Annotated in this window: 15 protein-coding genes; 5 read left to right on the top strand and 10 right to left on the bottom strand. The window is 43.6% G+C overall.

Annotation, left to right across the window (positions count from 1 at the left end; genetic code table 11):
• Entirely contained in the window at positions 1-2,247 is a 2,247-nt protein-coding gene (locus AAGU76_RS15260) for an ATP-dependent RecD-like DNA helicase (RefSeq protein WP_342486387.1), read from the bottom strand.
• A gap of 249 nt (positions 2,248-2,496) precedes the next feature.
• On the opposite strand from AAGU76_RS15260, the gene AAGU76_RS15255 reads away from it, so the two are divergent.
• The 4 genes from AAGU76_RS15255 (at position 2,497) to AAGU76_RS15240 (ending at position 6,848) form a co-directional block, all read left to right on the top strand.
• On the top strand, positions 2,497-4,092 hold the full coding sequence (locus AAGU76_RS15255; RefSeq protein ID WP_342486386.1) for a polysaccharide biosynthesis protein: 1,596 nt from the start codon (positions 2,497-2,499) through the stop codon (positions 4,090-4,092).
• Between the two features lies 1 nt (position 4,093).
• Positions 4,094-5,527, top strand: coding sequence for a nucleoside triphosphate pyrophosphohydrolase (mazG, locus tag AAGU76_RS15250; RefSeq protein ID WP_342486385.1), 1,434 nt, complete (start codon positions 4,094-4,096; stop codon positions 5,525-5,527).
• Between the two features lie 49 nt (positions 5,528-5,576).
• Complete coding sequence (locus tag AAGU76_RS15245; protein WP_342486384.1) at positions 5,577-5,852, top strand: HU family DNA-binding protein; 276 nt, start codon at positions 5,577-5,579, stop codon at positions 5,850-5,852.
• A gap of 141 nt (positions 5,853-5,993) precedes the next feature.
• The gene (locus AAGU76_RS15240) at positions 5,994-6,848 is read left to right on the top strand and encodes a putative manganese transporter (RefSeq protein WP_342486383.1); all 855 of its coding nucleotides are present in this window, start codon (positions 5,994-5,996) and stop codon (positions 6,846-6,848) included.
• Positions 6,849-6,909: 61 nt separating this feature from the next.
• Here the strand turns inward: AAGU76_RS15240 and AAGU76_RS15235 are convergent, their stop codons facing one another.
• The 7 genes from AAGU76_RS15235 to alr all read right to left on the bottom strand — a co-directional run bounded on the left by AAGU76_RS15235 (position 6,910) and on the right by alr (position 14,199).
• Positions 6,910-7,620, bottom strand: a complete 711-nt coding sequence (locus AAGU76_RS15235; RefSeq protein ID WP_342486382.1) for an ABC transporter ATP-binding protein — start codon at positions 7,618-7,620, stop codon at positions 6,910-6,912.
• Complete coding sequence (locus AAGU76_RS15230; protein ID WP_342486381.1) at positions 7,607-8,383, bottom strand: ABC transporter ATP-binding protein; 777 nt, start codon at positions 8,381-8,383, stop codon at positions 7,607-7,609. The genes AAGU76_RS15235 and AAGU76_RS15230 overlap by 14 nt, the downstream gene beginning before the upstream one ends.
• A complete protein-coding gene (locus tag AAGU76_RS15225) occupies positions 8,383-9,468 on the bottom strand; it encodes a branched-chain amino acid ABC transporter permease (protein WP_342486380.1) in 1,086 nt (361 codons plus the stop codon). The genes AAGU76_RS15230 and AAGU76_RS15225 overlap by 1 nt, the downstream gene beginning before the upstream one ends.
• Complete coding sequence (locus tag AAGU76_RS15220) at positions 9,465-10,358, bottom strand: branched-chain amino acid ABC transporter permease (RefSeq protein WP_342486379.1); 894 nt, start codon at positions 10,356-10,358, stop codon at positions 9,465-9,467. Before AAGU76_RS15220 ends, AAGU76_RS15225 begins: the two co-directional genes overlap by 4 nt.
• A 74-nt stretch (positions 10,359-10,432) precedes the next feature.
• Complete coding sequence (locus AAGU76_RS15215; protein WP_342486378.1) at positions 10,433-11,614, bottom strand: ABC transporter substrate-binding protein; 1,182 nt, start codon at positions 11,612-11,614, stop codon at positions 10,433-10,435.
• A 225-nt stretch (positions 11,615-11,839) separates the two neighbouring features.
• Complete coding sequence (gene glyA, locus AAGU76_RS15210) at positions 11,840-13,063, bottom strand: serine hydroxymethyltransferase (protein WP_342486377.1); 1,224 nt, start codon at positions 13,061-13,063, stop codon at positions 11,840-11,842.
• An 8-nt stretch (positions 13,064-13,071) separates the two neighbouring features.
• On the bottom strand, positions 13,072-14,199 hold the full coding sequence (gene alr / locus AAGU76_RS15205) for an alanine racemase (protein WP_342486376.1): 1,128 nt from the start codon (positions 14,197-14,199) through the stop codon (positions 13,072-13,074).
• Positions 14,200-14,372: 173 nt separating this feature from the next.
• Between alr and AAGU76_RS15200 the strand changes: the two genes are divergently transcribed.
• Positions 14,373-15,929 (top strand): ABC-F family ATP-binding cassette domain-containing protein, encoded by a 1,557-nt coding sequence (locus tag AAGU76_RS15200; RefSeq protein WP_342486375.1) that lies wholly within the window; start codon positions 14,373-14,375, stop codon positions 15,927-15,929.
• A 79-nt stretch (positions 15,930-16,008) separates the two neighbouring features.
• On the opposite strand, the gene AAGU76_RS15195 is transcribed toward AAGU76_RS15200, so the two are convergent.
• Together AAGU76_RS15195 and AAGU76_RS15190 are read right to left on the bottom strand one after the other, a co-directional pair.
• Entirely contained in the window at positions 16,009-18,333 is a 2,325-nt protein-coding gene (locus tag AAGU76_RS15195; RefSeq protein WP_342486374.1) for an S-layer homology domain-containing protein, read from the bottom strand.
• Positions 18,334-18,491: 158 nt separating this feature from the next.
• Positions 18,492-19,412 carry a TIGR01212 family radical SAM protein gene (locus AAGU76_RS15190; RefSeq protein WP_342486373.1) on the bottom strand — a complete coding sequence of 307 codons (921 nt, stop codon included), beginning with the start codon at positions 19,410-19,412 and terminating at the stop codon, positions 18,492-18,494.
• Between the last annotated feature and the right edge of the window lie 142 nt (positions 19,413-19,554).

Genomic DNA, 19,554 nt, shown 5'->3' with positions numbered 1-19,554 from the left:
TTATTCCAGGAAGCCTCCTGACAGCATGGCGTTCATTTCCACCGCATTTCTCAGTCTGTAATCCAGGGCCGAAAAGCGCCTGTCAATTTTGTTGTTGTTTACCATGTCGCGCATGTATTTTTCTATGCCCACAAGAACCACCATCTTCTTAGCCCGAGTTATGGCAGTGTAAAAAAGGTTCCTTGTGAGCAGCATGGGCGGGCCCCATACCATGGGCATGATCACCACGGGAAATTCACTTCCCTGGCTTTTATGCACGGTGGTGGCATAGGCCAGTATCAGCTCGTCAAGCTGGCTGAATGGATAGCCGACTTCCTTATCATCGTCGAACTGCACGTAGAGCATCTGTTCAGTTTCGTTGATGAACATGATGTAACCTATGTCTCCGTTGTAAATGCCTTCACCTGTTATTTCACGTCCGTCTCCACCATGAATAACCCATTCCGCCTGATAGTTGTTCTTCACCTGCATCACCTTGTCACCCACACGGAAAATGTACTTTCCGAAGGCTTTTTCCTTCTTGAGCCTTGAAGGAGGGTTTACTGCAGCCTGAAGGTGTCTGTTCAGCTCAATGACTCCAACTTCTCCCTTTTTCATGGGAGAGAGAACCTGTATGTCCCTTAAGGGGTTGTAGCCGTATTTTTGCGGAAGCCGGCTGTCATATAGCTCAACAATCAGATGGATCAGGTCCTCGTTTCGTATTTCCCTTATGAAGAAAAAGTCTGTATCCTTTTTGTTGTAAACAGGCATAGCCCCCTTGTTTATGAGGTGGGCGTTCTGGACTATCATGCTTCCTTCTGACTGCCTGAATATGGTGTCCAGGCGAATTGTCTTGATGGTGCTGCTTGCAATGATGTCTCCCAGTACGTTGCCTGCTCCAACCGAAGGAAGCTGGTCAACGTCGCCTACAAGTATAAGTCGCGTTCCTCTTCTTACAGCTTTCAGAAGGTTGTTCATGAGCAGTATGTCAACCATGGAAACCTCATCGACTATCACAGCGTCGCAGTCAAGAGGCGATTCTTCGTTCTTGTTGAAGCTTAAGCTGCTGTCATCTTCACCATAGGCATATTCCAGCATTCTGTGGATGGTCTTTGCCTCCCTTCCGGAGGATTCGGTTATTCTTTTGGCTGCTCTTCCCGTTGGGGCACATAAGAGTACTTTCTTGAACATCTTTTCAAAAATCCTGATTATGGACAGGATTATGGTGGTCTTTCCCGTACCCGGCCCTCCTGTTATGACCGTTACGCCGTTGAGTATAGACTGAATCACAGCTTCACGCTGCATTTCCGTCAGCGTCACTGAGGATTCCTCCTGGGCTGATATCAGATGAGGCTCAATTTGGGACTCTTCCATGCCGAAGTCTGCAGAGGCAAGGTTTATGAGGTCTCTGCACACATTAACCTCGGCCATGTGGTAAGGAACGTAGTACACAACCTGTTCGTCGTATATTTTTTCTATGTGAATTTTGCCTGTAAAGGCCATGTTGCGCATTTCGTTTTCAACGCAGTCCGTATCAATGCCAAGTAGAGCCGTAATGCTGTTCAGTAGCATTGTGTAAGGAACGTAGGTGTGTCCTCTCTGGGCATGCTCAAACAGTGCATACCTGACCCCGGAAGTAATTCTGTAAGGCGAGGATCTTTCAACTCCCAGCGACGATGCTATCTTGTCAGCAAGCTTGAATCCTATGCCGTATATGTCTTCCGTAAGCCGGTATGGGTTTTCGGTAATTGCTCCTATGGTGCTTTTTCCGTACTGCTTGTAGATTTTCACACTGTAGCTGGTGCTGATGTCATGGCTCTGCAGAAACATCATGATTTCCTTGATGTCCGACTGTTCTGCAAAGCTTTTGGCAATGAGCTCTGCCTTTTTCTCTCCGATGCCTTCAACCTCCGTGAGTCTTTCCGGATTCTTCTGAATTATGGAGAACGTGTCTTCCTTGAAGACTTCGACTATTTTTTTTGCTGTATATTTTCCTATTCCCTTTATCAGGCCTGAGGAAAGGTAGTTTTCTATCTGGTTAAGGCTTGACGGCAGTATCGTGCTGTACATGTCAACCTGAAACTGTTCGCCGTACTTTGGATGCTTGACCTTCTTGCCGTATGCCTCTATGGTTTCGCTGGTTATGTCGGAATTGAAAATTCCTGTTACTGTGACCACGTCGCTGTCTGATTCCAGAAGCGCTACGGTGTAGCCGTTCTCGTCGTTTCGGTAAATTGTCTCGATAATGGTGCCCTTAAGTGTTTCCATCCTCAGCTCCTTTGTTTAACTTACAGAATTATATCATATAATGGAAACATATGAAACAAAAACAGCATTGCAAAGTAAAGTTGCCGCAAATTTTTCTTTAAAATAGAAATGAACTGTGGTAAACTAAGACAGCGTAGAATGCAAAAATTTAGGAAAAATAAACATTTGTGTGCGATAATATATCCGTCTGTTACGGTTAAATGAACGTATGATAATATAATAAATATTATTTGCAAGAAAGGATTTACTATGTCTAAGGAAAATTTCGTCAAAGGTGCTGCGATTTTAAGCATCGCAGGATTGCTGGTAAAAATACTGGGAGCCATTTACAGGATTCCGCTCACCAACCTTATCGGTACGGAAGGAATAGGCTATTACCAGCCAGCTTACAACATTTACAACCTGTTGCTGACGGTGTCGCTTGCAGGATTCCCCACAGCAATAGCAAAAATAGTTTCTGAAAAAAGAGCTCTTCAAAATTATGAGGGAGCATACCAGGTATACAAGGTATCACGCTGGGGACTGTTCCTCATAGGTCTGGTATCTTCGTTGCTCGTACTTGTGTTTGCAAGAAGCCTCGTTACATTTCTTGGTTTCCCCGGATCATATTACTCCATGATAGCACTGGTTCCTGCATTGTTTGCCGTGCCTCTTCTGTCTGCATACAGGGGATTTTTCCAGGGAACACAGAATATGATGCCCATAGCCCTGTCTCAGATAATCGAGCAGGTTTTCAGGGTGGCTGTCGGTTTGTACCTGGCATACGCATTGGTGGGCAGGGGGCTTGAGGAAGCGGCAGCAGGAGCAACATTCGGAGCATCAGCCGGAGGAGTTGCGGCGCTGATACTTATTTACATCATGTTTTTTATGAGCAGAAAAAGCATCAAGGAAGAGATTCAGCTTTCATCCCATAACAAGTCGGAACCTGTATGGGACATAGTAAAAAATCTTCTGTACATAGCGGTTCCCATTACAATCGGTGCATCAATAGCGCCATTGATGGGAATGATAGATTCATACATAGTTTCAAACAGACTCAGTGCCATAGGCTACACAAGCTTGGAAATTGTTGACATGTACGGAGAGTTAAGCGGCACAGCCCAGACACTCATCAACTTTCCGCAGGTTTTCTCAACTGCAGTTGCAATGAGCCTTGTGCCTGTTATAACAGAAACATTCACAAGAAAACAGTATAACAAGCTGAACGATACTGCTAATGCAGGAGTGAAGATAGCAATGATAATCGGTCTTCCCTGCGGCATTGGCCTGTTCATGCTTGCAGAGCCGATAATAGCATTGTTGTATCCATCAATCGGTCCTGCAAAGCATGCAAGCTCAGGCGCTCTTCTTGAAATAATGGCAATAAGCGTGATATTTCTCACTCTGGTTCAGTCCTTTACGGCAATACTGCAGTCTGTAAACAAACAGTTCCACCCGGTCAAGAACCTGGCCGTGGGATTGGTTGTAAAAGTTGTCTTTTCCTATATACTGATAGGAATGCCTTCCATCAATATAAGAGGAGCTGCATTCAGCACCACGGTGTCATACTTGGCTGTTGCCATGCTGAACCTCAAAGACATAAACTTGAATTCCGGCATCAGGATCAACCTTGTGAAGGTCACTGCAAGGCCGCTGCTTTCGTCAGCTGCCATGGGTGCTGTTGTGTGGGGTTCCTTCAGAGTTATCAGAGCAGTAGTCGGAAGCCGAAACCTTGCGACGCTGGGGTCCATTGCGGCGGCAGTGGCAGTGTACGTGGTGTGTTTGTTCCTTACAGGAGCCATAACAAAGGAAGACCTTGAATTAATACCAAAGGGAGAAAAACTAAGGAGATTTGTGAGGAAGTAACATGAATACAGTTCAAATCATAGGATTGGGAGCCGGAAGCAAGGAAGATCTTACGCTGAAAGCGTACGAGGCAATCTGTGAAAATATACCCACATTTGTTCGTACCGACAGGCATCCCATAGTAAACGAGTTAAGAAAAGAAAAAGAGATAGTGAGTTTTGATGACTATTTTGAAAAGTACCAGTCCTTTGAGGAAGTTTACGAAAAGATAACCGAAAGGGTGGCGGAGCTTGCAAAGGAGCACGGCATGATAAACTACTGCACTGCCGGAAGTCCGTACTACGGCGATATAGTAACAAAAAAACTCGCTGATGAATATAAAGACGAAATAAATACAATAATAATTGATGGAATAAGCTTTCTTGATAAGTGTATGAAGCTGTCCGGGTATTCAGACTACAAATCTATAGCAGTTCTGGACTGCCTGGAGGCCGATGAGTTTTCCTTTGACATAAATTCGTTCAATGTGGTCACACAGGTTTATGATGAGGAGATGGCTTCGCAGCTTAAATTGAAACTAATGGAATCATATCCTGATGCTTCCGGCGTGCTCATAATCGATGTATTGGAAGAAAATGTTAAAAAAATACCTCTTTTTATGCTCGATCAAGAAAAAAATTACGGATTTTCAACATATATTTGCATTCTACCTATTGAAATTTCTGAAAACACAGTGTATAATATAAATAATCTGTGCAGGATAGTCAAGGTGCTCAGAGGCCCGGACGGATGTCCGTGGGATAAAAAACAGACACATAATTCCATTAGACAGCATGTGATTGAAGAAGCATATGAAGTGGTGGATGCAATCGACAACGACGATATAGACAACTTGGTTGAGGAGTTGGGCGATTTGCTGTTTCAGGTGGTTTTCCACGCAGAGCTTGCAAGCGAGGAAGGATATTTCAACATTAACGACATACTGACCAACGTTTGCACGAAAATGTATTCCAGACATCCTCATGTGTTTGGAGACCTAAAGGCATCAAATGCCGAAGAGGCTCTTGAAAGCTGGGAAGCATCCAAGAAAAAAGAAAAGAACCTGAGTACTTATACCGATAACCTGAAAAATGTTCCCAAGGCGTTGTCACCGCTGAGCAGAAGCTACAAGATACAAAAAAGAGCTGCAGAAGTGGGTTTTGACTGGCCCGACAAGGAAGGAGCAATCCTTAAGATCAGGGAAGAGCTCGAAGAGTTCATTGAAGAATACGACAAGAATGATATGAACAAAATGGAAGCTGAATTTGGGGATTTGTTGTTTGCCTTGGTTAACCTTTCCCGGTTTATAAAAATAAATCCGGATGTGGCATTGAACAGGACAATTAACAAGTTCATCGACAGGTTTGAATATATTGAGAAAAACGCTACAAAAGACTTAAAACATATGACTCTGAAAGAAATGGATGAGCTATGGGAAGAATCAAAGTTCCAATAGGAATTTAGATAAAATAAACAAACTACATTTTTTTTAAGGAGGGTTTTTTATGAATAAAGCTGATTTAATTGCTAGTGTTGCAGAGAAAACTGGATTTACAAAGAAAGATGCAGAAAAAGCATTAAATGGTTTCATGGAGACAATAAAAGAAGAACTAGTAGCAGGCGGCAAAGTTCAATTAGTAGGATTTGGAACTTTTGAAGTTAGAGACAGAAAAGAAAGACAAGGAAGAAATCCTAGAAATCCTGGCGAAACAATTGACATACCAGCATCAAAGGCTCCAGTATTCAAAGCAGGAAAATCATTGAAAGAAGCTGTAAACTAATTTAGAAATTAATATTAACAATATTTAAAAGCCGTTCATACGGCTTTTTTCTATGAGTGCAGCAACTTTTTATATGTTGACAAACGTCAAAACATAAACGTATAATTGGAAATACAGGAAGTACAAATACCAGGAGGAAGTATGTGGGAAGTTTTAGAGGAAACAATTGTTGATTCACTTAAAATACTGCCCTTTTTGTTTGCAGCATATCTGGCAATAGAATATATAGAGCACAAGTCTTCCGAGAAGCTTGTGAGGGGACTTCGAAGATTCGGAGTTTTCGGAGGAGCCTTGCTTGGAACCGTGCCGCAGTGCGGATTTTCCGTGGCAGCGTCCAACCTTTACGCAGGAAAAATCATAACAACCGGAACACTCATAGCGGTGTTCATATCAACATCGGACGAAGCAATTCCGGTGATGTTGTCCAATCCGGGCAACTTAAGCCTGATTTTGAAATTAATATCTGTGAAGGTAGCCGTTGCTCTGGTGGCAGGGCTGTTTGCAGATTTCATATTGAATAGATTTTTCAATGGCAGCAGGAACAAGGACTGGGAAAGGTCACAGGCTCTCCACAACATGTGCGAACACGAGCATTGCGGTTGTGAAAGCCATGGCATTCTAAAGCCTGCAATCAGGCACACACTTAACATTTTTGCATTCATGACAGTCACAACGCTGGTATTGAACGCAGCCATAGCGTTCATAGGGCAAGACAATCTGTCGAGGGTTCTTCTGACCGACAGCCTGCTGCAGCCTGCACTGGCTGCTTTAATAGGGTTTATCCCAAACTGCGCAGCTTCTGTAATTCTCACGCAGCTGTTTATAGAAGGAAGCTTAAGCTTCGGCTCCGTGGTTGCAGGCCTGTCTACCGGAGCCGGAATCGGACTGGTGGTGCTGTTCAGGGTAAACGAAGACATGAATGACAATCTGAAGATAATTTTATACATATATGCTGCATCGGTTTTGGCAGGAACGCTTATTCAATTGTTCATGTAAATAAAAACGGAGAATATTCTAAGAAGATTCTCCGTTTTTTATTCTAATTATAGTATTTCTGTTACTTCGCCTTTGAGGAACCAAGGTAAGCTTCCTTGACCCTCTCGTCCTGCAGCAGCGTAAGCCCCTTGCCTTCCATTGTGATGTTGCCTGTTTCAAGAACGTAGCCGTAATCTGCAACCTTGAGAGCCTTGTTGGCATTTTGCTCTATTAGGAGTATGGTTGTTCCTTGCTTGTTTATTTCCTTAATGATGTCAAATATTCCGTTTACAATGAGTGGTGCAAGCCCCAGTGACGGTTCATCCATCATAATGAGCTTCGGTTTTGCCATGAGGGCCCTTCCAACAGCCAGCATCTGCTGCTCGCCGCCTGACAGCGTTCCGGCAAACTGCCACGCTCTTTCTTTCAGCCTTGGAAACAAATCGTAAACTCTCTGTATGTTTTCTTCGATTCCTTCCTTTTGAAGGTATGCGCCGATTTTCAGGTTTTCAAGAACCGTGAGGTTAGCAAACACCCTTCTGCCTTCAGGAACAAGCGTGATTCCTTTTGCTACGATATCGATGGTGTCCTTTCCAAGGATATTTTCACCCTGGAAGGTTATTTCACCCTGGCTTGCCTTCACAAGTCCGGCTATAGCCCTTAGAGTTGTGCTCTTTCCGGCTCCGTTAGCTCCTATCAGGGTCACTATTGATTTTTCCGGCACGTTGATGCTAATGCCCTTTACTGCGGAAATACCGCCGTAGTTTACATGCAGGTTGTTAATTTTCAGCATCTTCTTCCACCCCCAGATAAGCTTCTATTACTCTCGGGTTGTTCTTTACCTCGCTGGGAGTACCCGCTGCAATAAGCTGTCCAAAGTCCAGCACATATATTTTGTCGGATATCTGCATTACCAGATCCATGTGGTGTTCAATCATGAATATGGTAAGGTTGAACTCATCCCTTATGGTGTGGATGAATGAAGAAAGCTCCATGGTCTCATGTGGATTCATCCCGGCGGCAGGTTCATCCAGCAGCAAAAGATTTGCATCCGTCGCCAGTGCTCTGGCTATCTCAAGCTTTCTCTGTTCGCCGTAGGGAAGAGAGTTGGCCACTTCGTTTTTCAGCCTCAAAAGGCCCAGCTTGTCAAGAAGCATCTCAGATTTTTCTCTCATTCGTCTTTCCTCGGCTTTTGACCAGGGAAGTCGCAGGGCGCTTGATATGAAGTTGCTCTTCACATGCAGATGGTTTGCAATGAGTATGTTGTCCAAGACTGTAAGGTTCTTGAAAAGCCTTATGTTCTGGAATGTTCTTGCAATACCCTTTGCAGCTATTTTGTCGGGAGTCAGTCCCGTGATTATTTCATCGTTGAAGTACACATTTCCTCTGGTGGGCTGGTATACGCCCGTTATTACGTTGAAGGCAGTGGTCTTTCCTGCACCGTTTGGTCCAATGAGGGCCTGTATGTGACCTTTTTCAACCTCAATGTTCAGGTTGTTCACTGCTACGACGCCGCCGAACTGCATTACGACATTTTCTACTTTCAGAACGCTCATTATGATGCACCTCCTTCTTTGGTCTTATTAGTGGGAGGTTTTTTCTTAAACAGATTACCTACCATTTTCCAGGACAGTTCTTTCTGCCCCAGCAGGCCGTTTCTGAAGAACAGTACCAGTATCATGAGAAGACCCGAGAATATTACCATACGGAAGCCTGCCCTGAAAATTGCAACATTGTATCCGAACAGCTGCAGCGGCTCATCGAAAAATCTCAGAAGCTCAAGCCCTACGGTAACAACGAATGACGCTATGACAGTTCCGGAGATGCTTCCCATTCCGCCAAGCACTATGATGAGCAGGAAGTTGTACGTCATGGTGAAGTAGAACTGTTTGGGGTCAACCGTTCCAAGTAAAGATGCCAGTAGTCCTCCTCCTATGCCTGCGAAGAAGGCTCCGATTGCAAAGGACATGACCTTGTGTTTGAACAGATTTATGCCCATGGCTTCAGCTGCTATCTCGTCTTCCCTTATGGCCTTGAAGGCCCTTCCATAGCTGGAGTTAATGAGAAGAACAATGAAAATCACTGACAGGATCATAACTCCGAAGAAAACCCACATGGTTGGCATCTTGGGAATGCTTTTTATTCCCAGCGCGCCGTTGGTTATGGACTTCAGGTTGGTGAAAATTATACGGATAATTTCTGAAAAACCCAGTGTTGCTATGGCCAGATAATCGCTCTTGAGCCTTAATACAGGAAGACCGATAAGAACTGCAACCAGAGCTGCCATAAGTCCTCCCAGAATCAACGCAACGGGGAACGGAAGGTGAATGGCTGCCAGCACAGGATTTTGCGGTACGACGTAAAATATTGCCTTTCTGGCTTCCAGGGGAACAGTGAATATTGCCACGCTGTAAGCTCCTATAGCCATGAAGCCTGCCTGCCCAAGAGAAAAAAGACCGGTAAAGCCGTTAACCAGGTTCATGGAGACGCTGACGATGGCGTATATTGCCGCAAGGTTAAGCACACGGCGCACATAGTCGTCACCGATGACGTCAGTGTCCAAAAGCACTATGAATGCTGCAAAAATAACTGCAAGCATCAGATTCTTCATTAAGTTGTTGGTTTTCTTGTTTTCTATCATACTTTATCAGTCACCTTCTCTCCAAGAAGTCCCGTAGGCTTAACAATCAAAATAATTATTAGTATTATGAATGCTATGGCATCCCTGTATCCCGTAAGTAACGGCAGGAAGGACACAAGCATAATTTCAGCCATTCCCAATATAAATCCTCCAAGCACGGCTCCGGTAGTGTTTCCTATACCGCCGAGGACAGCTGCTATGAAGCACTTGAGTCCGGGCATTACGCCCATCAGCGGAATAACGGAAGGATACTTTGATCCCCACAGGATTGCTCCCACTGCCGCAAGAGAAGATCCTATGATAAACGTTGTGGATATTACCCTGTTGATGTTTATTCCCATGAGGCGTGCGGTTTCAAAATCCTTTGATACTGCTCTCATGGCCATTCCGATTTTAGTCTTGTTTGTGATGAACAAAACCACAAACAGAAGAAATATGGTTACTACGGGCGTAACCAACGTAACAACGGACAAGGACACGTCGCCTATGGTTATGGCCCTGGTCAGCAGCTTGATGTCCGGAAATCCCTTGGGCACTCCTGTGAACAGGTAGGTTGCAAGGTTTTCCAATAAAAAGGACACTCCTATTGCTGATATCATTATTGACATACGCGGTGCGTCGCGCAGCGGCTTGTACGCCGCTCTTTCTATGAGCACACCCAGTGCCACTGACGCTACTATTACTACAACGGCTGCTGCATACCACGGTAAACCGAAGTTTACCATGCTGAATACCATAAAGTATGCTGCCATCATGAATATATCGCCGTGGGCGAAATTTATGAGCCTTAAAATTCCGTAAACCATTGTGTAACCGATGGCCAGCAAAGCATATAGACTGCCTATGGATATACCGTTGGCCAGCTGCTGCATGAATACTTCAAAAGTCATACTTTTTCCTCCATATTTGTTGAATAATTGCAAAAGGGCGAACGAACAGTCCGCCCTGTAATTTCATTAAGCAATTATTTTACTTCTACTGTATCGATGTATACAAACTGACCGTCTTTTACTGTCTTGATAACAGCAATGTTCTTGTCTGCATCGCCTTCTTCAGTGAAGTTAATAACACCTGTAACACCTTCGAAATCCTTTGTTGCTGCCAGTGCGTCACGGATTGCGGTTCCGTCGGTTGAACCTGCGCGTTCGATGGCATCTCTTACCAGCAGATAAGCGTCATATCCCAAAGCTGCAACTGCAGGGATTATAGGCTCTTTACCTGCAAGCTCTGCCTTGTAGCCTTGTACAAAGGATTTAGCTTCTTCAGTGGCAGGGTCGTTTTCATCGAAGAATGTTGACAGTACAATACCTTCAGCATCTGCTCCGGCAACGTCTATAACTGCAGGGTTTTCCCAGGTGTCGCCGCCCATGATTAGGCCTTTAATTCCCAGTGCTCTTGCTTGTTTAATGATCAGCGGAGCTGTTGTTGCTGAGCTTGGTGCGAATATTACGTCAGGGTTTTTAGCCTTTATGTTTGTCAGGATTGCATTGAAGTCAGTGTCGTTAACCTGGAACTCTGAAACATCAACTATACTGTTCGGATCTCCTGTCAGTTCCTTGAAAGCGTCAATGAAGAAGTTTCCAAGACCAACTGAGTAATCGTCTCCGTTTTGCATGATTACGGCTGCTGTCTTAGCACCCTGCTGCAAAGCGTAGTTTGCCATTACCCTTCCCTGGAATGGATCCAGGAAGCAGGCACGGAAGTAGAATTCATTGCCCTGAGTAACCATCGGGTTTGTACAGGAAGCGCCCATTGCAGGAATCTTGGCATTTTTGATGATGTCGCCGGCAGCAATTGAAACACCTGAACCGTAGGAACCTATTATTGCTACAACCTTGTCCTTTTCGATAAGTCTTGTAACGGCAGTTGTTGCTTCGCCCTTATCACTTTTGTTATCAACGATTACAAGCTCGATTTTCTTTCCTAAAACTTCAGGATACATTTTGTTGGCGTACTTGATTCCATCAAGTTCCTGAAGTCCTCCGCCTCCGTTTTCACCTGTCAGTGGTTCGAAAACACCTATTTTAATAACGTCTGAGCCGCCTGAAGCAGCATCGCCGGTTGTTTTTGGTTCACTCTTTGTACAGCCCGTAAACAGTGAAAGCACCATAGCCAGGCACAAAAATAAAGACAATAATCTTTTCATAACTCTTCTCCTCTTATTTTATTTTATTTATAAAATATTTATGATTATACCACCGGAAAAGCTTTTTTGCAAGTTAATTTTCCGCTTTACGGACACAATATTCTTTGTTTTGCGTACAATGGACAAACATTGTTTTTAAAATTAAAACTTGCGATTTTTCTATTAATTTGCAAATTAAAAGAGGACTTCCTTTTATATATATATTAAAGGTTAGTCCTCTTTATGCTAATTGAATCTGGATGTCAGATCCAACACTCTTTCCTTGAGCTTTTCCTCAGATTGTTTTCTTTCAAGAGCGCTGTCTATGATGTCGGCCAGCTCGGTCATTTCTGCTTCCTTCATTCCCTTTGTTGTAACTGCAGGAGTTCCTATTCTCAGGCCGCTGGTTACAAACGGGCTTTGCGGGTCGTAAGGAATGGTGTTCTTGTTTGTGGTGATATGGATTTCATCCAGCATCTTTTCTGCTTCCTTGCCTGTGAGGTTCTTGTTTCTCAGGTCCACAAGCATCAGGTGGTTGTCTGTTCCTCCTGAAACTATCCTGAATCCCTTGTTCATGAGCTCAGTTGAAAGCACCTTGGCGTTGCTGATAATTTGCTGCTGGTAAGCTGCAAAGTCTGGTTCCATGGCTTCCTTGAAGCATGCAGCCTTGGCTGCTATGACGTGCATCAGCGGTCCGCCCTGTATTCCCGGGAATATTGCCTTGTCAATTTTCTGGGCAAACTCGCTCTTGCACAGTATCATTCCTCCCCTTGGACCTCTTAGAGTCTTGTGGGTGGTCGTAGTGACAAAATCTGCATATTCAACCGGATTAGGATGAAGCTTTGCTGCAATCAGACCTGCAATGTGAGCCATGTCAACCATAAAGTATGCACCCACCTCATCGGCTATTTCCCTGAATGCTTTGAAGTCAATGAATCTTGAATAAGCGCTTGCTCCGGCAACAATCATTTTCGGCTGTTCTTTCTTTGCTATTTCTCTTACCTGGTCATAATCAATGGTTTCTGTTTCCTTGTTGACTCCGTAGAAAACAACGTTGAAATATGCTCCTGACATGTTGACCGGGCTTCCGTGCGTAAGGTGTCCGCCATGGGATAAATCCATTCCCAGGATTTTGTCTCCGGGCTTAAGCACGGAAAAGTACACGCCGAAGTTGGCGTTGGAACCGGAGTGAGGCTGCACGTTGGCGTGGTCTGCACCGAAAATCTTTTTTGCTCTTTCCCTTGCAAGGTTTTCAACCTTGTCAACAAATTCGCAGCCGCCGTAATACCTTTTGCCCGGGTATCCTTCCGCATACTTGTTTGTAAGGTGGCTTCCCATAGCCTGCAAAACCGTTTCTGATACAAAGTTTTCCGAAGCTATGAGCTCGATGTTCTTGTTTTGTCTGTCTTTTTCTTCCATCATGGCACTGAACAGGTCAATGTCATTTTTTTCAATTAAGTTAAAATCCATATTTCCTCCTATACATATGTTCTTGGGAGTCTTCTGCTTAAGTTTGTCAAAACCTCATAAGAAATGGTGCCTCTCATGCTGGCAACATCCTCGGCTGTCATGGCTCCGTCAGTGCCGTCTCCGTACACTATGGCCACATCGCCAATCTGTGGATTATCCACCTGTGACAGGTCAACCATGAATTGGTCCATGCATACCTTTCCCAGGATTTGGCATTTAACCCCCTTGACAACTACATGGCCCTTGTTGGACAAAAGCCTGGAATAGCCGTCTGCGTATCCCAAAGGAATCGTACCCACAACTGTCGGTTTGTCGGTTTTGAACAGATGTCCGTAACCTATTCCTTCACCGGCTTGTAATGTCTTTACATTTGCAACCCTCGCCTTTAAGGTTGCGCATACCTGGAATTTATATTCATCCTTGTTTACTTCATCTGACGGATAAAATCCGTAAAGGATGATGCCGGGACGAACCATGTCGAAGTAATACTCCGGCATTTCTATTATGGTTGCGCTGTTGGCAATGTGCTTTACAGATATGTCTACATTTCTTTTTTCAAGCATGTTCATGAAGTCAAGGAACCTTCCTGCCTGCATGTGTGCTGTGGTCTTGTCTTTTTCGTCGGCTTTTGCCTGGTGCGAAAAGGCGCCAAGAAGCTGAATATTTTCCATCCTGGAGATTTCAGCCACTGTATCTGCATTTTCTTCGGTAGGAAGGAAACCAAGCCTGTTCATTCCGGTTTCGACCTTTATGTGAATCTTTGCAGACTTGTTGAGTTTTTTTGCTGTCTCATTTAGTTTCACAGCATGATCACGGTTATAGATAGTAAGTGTTATGTCGTTGTTGATGGCATCTTCATAATATTCCTCGTTGGTGTATCCCAGAACCAGAATGTCTTTACCATTTATTTCGCTACGAAGTTCCAGCGCTTCATCCATAACGGCAACAGCAAACATGTCAGCGCCGTTTTCAAGGTACATTTTAGACATTTCAATGGCTCCCAAACCGTAGCTGTCAGCTTTAACAACAGCGCATACCTTAACGTTCGGTCCAACGGCTCTTCTTACTTCCAGGAAGTTATGAATGGCCTTTTCTCTGTTTATTTCTATCCAGGCCGGTCTTAATTTTCCGTTCATTTACTAGTTTCCTCCTAAAATTTACTCATCAGTTAAATTATATCAAATAGCTGTTATTAAATCAATGCAGTCCGGCAAAATTGTATCTAAAAGTAACATTTTATCGAAAAAAATATTTACAACGACATCATTTTTTATTATTATATGGGAAGTAATCAAATTAAGGAGAAAGTATGAGCGTATTAGACGTAAGAAATGTAAGCCATGGCTTCGGAGCAAGATCAATTCTTGAGAATGTTTCATTCAGGCTGTTAAAGGGTGAGCATGTTGCTTTGATAGGAGCCAACGGCGAAGGGAAGTCTACATTTTTAAATATTATAATTGGAAAGCTGATGCCTGACGAAGGAACTGTGGAGTGGTCAAAGAGGGTCACTGTGGGATATCTTGACCAGCATTCAGCCCTGAAGCCGGGAACGACCATAAGAGAAAACCTGAGACTGGCATTTGACAGTTTGTTCAGGATGGAGGAGGAACTGCTGAAGCTCTACGAGGATATGGCCTATGCAGGCGACGAAGAGGTAGCAAGGATGATGGAGGATGCTGCTGATATTCAGACAATATTGGACAGCAGCGGATTTTACGTCATAGATTCCAAGATAGAGGAAGTTGCCAACGGCCTGGGACTTGTAGACATAGGACTGGACAGGGTTGTAGACGAGCTCAGCGGAGGACAGAGAACCAAGGTTCTTCTTACAAAGCTTCTTTTGCAGAACCCAACCATACTGCTGCTGGATGAGCCTACAAACTATCTGGATGAAAACCATATTTACTGGCTCACAAACTACCTGCAGAACTATGAAAATGCATTTATCCTCATATCCCACGACATTCCATTCATAAACAACGTGTGCAACATCATATATCACGTGGAAAACTGTTCGCTCACAAGATATGTGGGCAACTATGACGAGTTTACGCGCATATATGAGCTGAACAAGCAGAAGGAAGAAAGGGAATACGAGAAGCAGCAGAAGGAAATAGGAAAGCTTGAAGATTTCATAGCAAGAAACAAGGCCCGTGTTGCAACAAGGGGAATGGCAAACAGCCGAATGAAGCAGCTTGAGAAAATGGATATTCTGGAAAGGCCAAGAGACAAGCCGAAACCGTCATTCAGGTTCAAGGAAACTAAGGCCCCAAGCAGATTCCTTATCGATGCAAAGGATCTTGTTATCGGATACGACCATCCGCTGACAAAGCCCTTGAACTTCCAGGTTGAAAGAAACAAAAAAATTGCCCTGGTGGGAGTGAACGGTTTAGGAAAGTCAACGCTTCTGAAAACAATGCTGGGGATAATTCCTCCCATAAGCGGTTCAGTGACCTTTGGCGAAAATGTTGTTTACGGCTACTTCGAGCAGGAGGATTCAAAGAACAACTCCAGGACAGCGCTTGATGAGGTATGGAACGAATACCCGTCCCTGACCAACCATGAGGTGAGGCTGGAACTGGCCCGCTGCGGACTGACAACCGAAAACATAACAAGCATGATGAAGGTTCTGTCCGGAGGAGAAAATGCCAAGGTAAGGCTGTGCAAGATACTTCTGAAGGAACTTAATTTCCTGGTACTTGACGAGCCTACCAACCATCTTGACCCGGAAGCAAAGGACGAACTGGAAAAGGCCATAAGGGAGTTTAAGGGAACGGTGCTTCTTGTAAGCCACGAACCTTACTTCTATGAGAGTTTCATAACAGATGTGTGGAACATCGAAGACTTCACGACGAAAATCGTGTAAGGGCAATTAAGAATTAATAATTAAGAATGAAGAATTAAATGAAAAAACTAGGCTGTGCCTAGTTTTTTGTTATTCATTCTTAATTGAATATCAGGACCACGTCTATGATGCCGTCAAAGCCTCCGTACAGGTCGTAAAGCTGTGCTGTGGAGCCTGATTTGATGTCTGTTTTGGAGCCTGATTTGAAGTTTGTTATGTTTCCTGAACTGTCAAATGTGCAGATGTAAACCGATGCATCGGAGGAGTACTCCATGTAGGTTATTCCGTCTATGAGAAGCTGATTTGAATAAACCTGGGTTATCTTTATTTTTTCCGTTTCCGGGGTTAACCTATCAATGCTTGAAATAACTCCATTCACGATTACAGCCTTCACATATGTGTTCATTACCGATGACACTTTCAGACCTGCAGCCGAAGAGTTTGAAACAGAGAACACGTTGCCGTTGTTGAAGAACTGAACGTGGCTGGTGCTGCTGTCAATTTTGGTGACGCCTTTTATCATGCTGTAAATTGTTCCGTTGTAGCTTTGAGGTGTTTCAGGAGTAACTGTCACATAGCTTGTGGGCTTGATTCCCTTTGTGAGGTACAGTGCTTCTATGTGGCCTTTGTATCCGATTACCGCCTTGCCTTCCAGGTATGAATCGAGCTGGCTTTCTTCCAGCAGCTGGTACTTGTTGTTGCTCTCGTACACAATGTATGTGTCAGGAGAAATCCAGTAGCCGTTTGACAATGTGTGTGACTGGCTGCTGTAGCTGCTTGATACGTACTTTGCAGGCATTAGGCTTATGATTTTCAATGTGCCGCTTGTAACAGGGTCGAATTTCACAAAGTCGTTTGTTTTAATCAAAGATTGTTTAACCAGATCTGAACCTGATTCGTATACGCTGACTACGCTTGAGTTGTCTGCTAGCTGGTAGCTTTTTACGTTTCCCGATTCATCCATTATTTTTGCGGTTGCGCTGCCGTTGGTGCTGCCTGACGAGCTGAGGACTATTCCGAATGTTGACGGGAATTTTCCGTAGCTCAATATGTTAACCTTCATTATGTTGTTGTTTTTGTCAAGTATCAGGGTAACCCTGTCGTTCAGGGAGGCCTTTTCGGTGAAAATGAAGTTTTCGCCTGTCTTGTAGCTTATGCTGTTTACAGTGTAGTAAGTTGCATTGCCCATTGTTAAGGCTTCTGTGACTGTGCCGGTGGTCTGATTTCTCACCACATTCAGAGTCAAAGCCGTTGCTCTGTCAGATTCATTTGTCTCGTAAAAATAAACTACGTCATTTGTTCTGATGTCTGAAAGCATGGAAGCGTCACCGGTTATGTGAAGCTTGTTGTAATTGATGTCATAGGATGATGTGACCGGCAGTGATTTCCCTGCGAAATATCTGCTGCCTTCCTTGTACAGGTCGTTCCTTCCGATCACTTTCACGTCGGTTTCCTTGTAGGCAATTATGCCTATAACGTCACCGTTGAAGGAATCATCTTCGTATACAACCTTGATGCGGCTATTCTCAAGATTTGAGAAGCTGCCTTTCTTGCCGTTTATGACGATGGGTACTTCAGGAAGCTGAAAGGCCCTTACATTTCCGTAGTTGTCGGTTACAAAAATAACCCTGTTGGACAGCAAACTGGTTACTGTTCCGGAAAATTCATTGTGTCTAGGATTTGTTACGTACACTGTCTTTCCTGTGTTATCGTAGTACACATCCCATTTGTTGAAAAGATAGTCTGTATAGTCAAAGCTTTCTGTTTTAAGGTCGGTCAGTGTTATTTCCCTCGTTTTCACTTCACCAAGCTTCGACAAGAGTGTCTTGCCCGTTGAATATACGCTTTTGTTGTCTTTGGATGCAACAAGATTCATCTTCATGGCGTTGTAAAGCATGATGCTTATGTCTCTTCTGGATGCATATATCTTTGAAGTATCCACGTTTTCAAACAAATTCAGTTCTCTGGATTTTTCAAGGTAGTTTGTGGGCCAGCTGCCCTGAAGGGCTTCGTCGCTGTATCCCAGAAGCCTTACTATCATGGTGTAGGCCTCATCAAATTTGATTACGTTGTCGGGACCATAGGTTGTTGGAGATATACCCTTTACTATATTCAGAACGTTGGCCAGTTCAACATAGCTTTCAGCCCAGTGTCCGCGCATGTCTTCATAGACGGAGGTCATATTTTTTGAATATTCGTAGTATCCGGCTGCAACGGTCATAATTTTTGCCATCTCAGCACGGGTTACGGATTTGTCAGGCTTAAATGTTCCGTCAGGATATCCCTGAACAATACCGTAGCTTTGCAGCAAGCCTACAGCTTCCTCAAGGTGAGCATCCTTATTTATATCAGGAAAGCCAGATGCATATGCAGCTGCACCGAAGGCCAGTACCATAACCAATACTATCAACAATATTTTTTTCATTTCATTTTTTCACCCATTTTAGAATAAATTATTAATTATCAACATGTATGTATCTTCTGCCATATATTGCTTTTAAACAATAAAAAAATACTATAAAAATTACAGTATTTCTTATATCAATTATATTATAAAACAGACGTGGTAGTATTACAGTAACATTACAATGGGGCGTATTTTCCCTGATAGCTGCCCCTGTTTTTAAGTTCTCTGTCTATGTCTGAAAGTACCTTCAGCTTGTTAAGGGTCCACCTGGGTTCAATCAGATTGGATTTCTTCCCGTCGCCGGTTATTCTGTGGATAACTATGTTTTTATCCAGGATTTCCAGGGAATCGCAAACAAGCTCCACATATTCATCCAGAGATAGCAGGTGGAATTGAGTTTTATTAAAATACTCAGCCAGATCGGTGTTCTTTAGCACATGAAGCATATGCAGCTTCACTCCCCATGGTTTTTGCTCGGAAACGTATGAAATCGTACTGAGCATCTGATCCCGGGTTTCTGTGGGAAGACCAAGGATGATGTGGATAACTGTCCTTATTCCATGCTTTCTTAGAAGTTGTACACAGCTGTTGAATGTATCGAGGCTGTAGCCCCTTCTTATAAAGTTTGATGATCTTTCATCGGTTGTCTGAAGCCCCAGCTCCACCCAAAGAAATGTCTTTTCGTTAAGTTCAGAAAGGAGTTCTGCGGTTTCTTCGTCAATGCAGTCTGGTCTGGTGGCTATGGCAAGGCCTTTGATATTTTCACACCTCAGTGCTTCAAGATATTTTTTCCTCAGGTTTTCAACATTGTCATATGTGTTAGTGTAGTTCTGGAAATAGGCGATACATGTGGAGCTATTCCACTTTTTAGACATTATTTGTTTTTGTTCTACAATTTGTTCACGTATGGATTTGCTGCAATCCGAGTTGAAATCTCCGGAGCCTCTTTCACTGCAAAAAATGCAGCCCTTGCTCCCCTTTGTTCCATCTCTGTTTGGGCATGTAAAGCCGCCGTCGATGGACAGTTTAATTGTTTTTTCTCCAAAAATATTTTTCAGTTCCCAGTCCAGGGTATGATAATTTTTGTCGTTCCACATAATAATCACCGCACATTTCTATGAGTTATACACAGGCTACAAGATTTGTTTAAAGAAGTTATACACAAATTTAATGCTTTTTTTGGTACTTGTCAACAGATTTATCCACAAATGTGCACATTTTAGGTTGAAAGAGGGAAAA

Source organism: Sedimentibacter sp. (genome assembly GCF_038562225.1).
Lineage (GTDB): Bacteria > Bacillota > Clostridia > Tissierellales > Sedimentibacteraceae > Sedimentibacter.
This window is presented reverse-complemented; position numbering and strand designations above follow the sequence as displayed.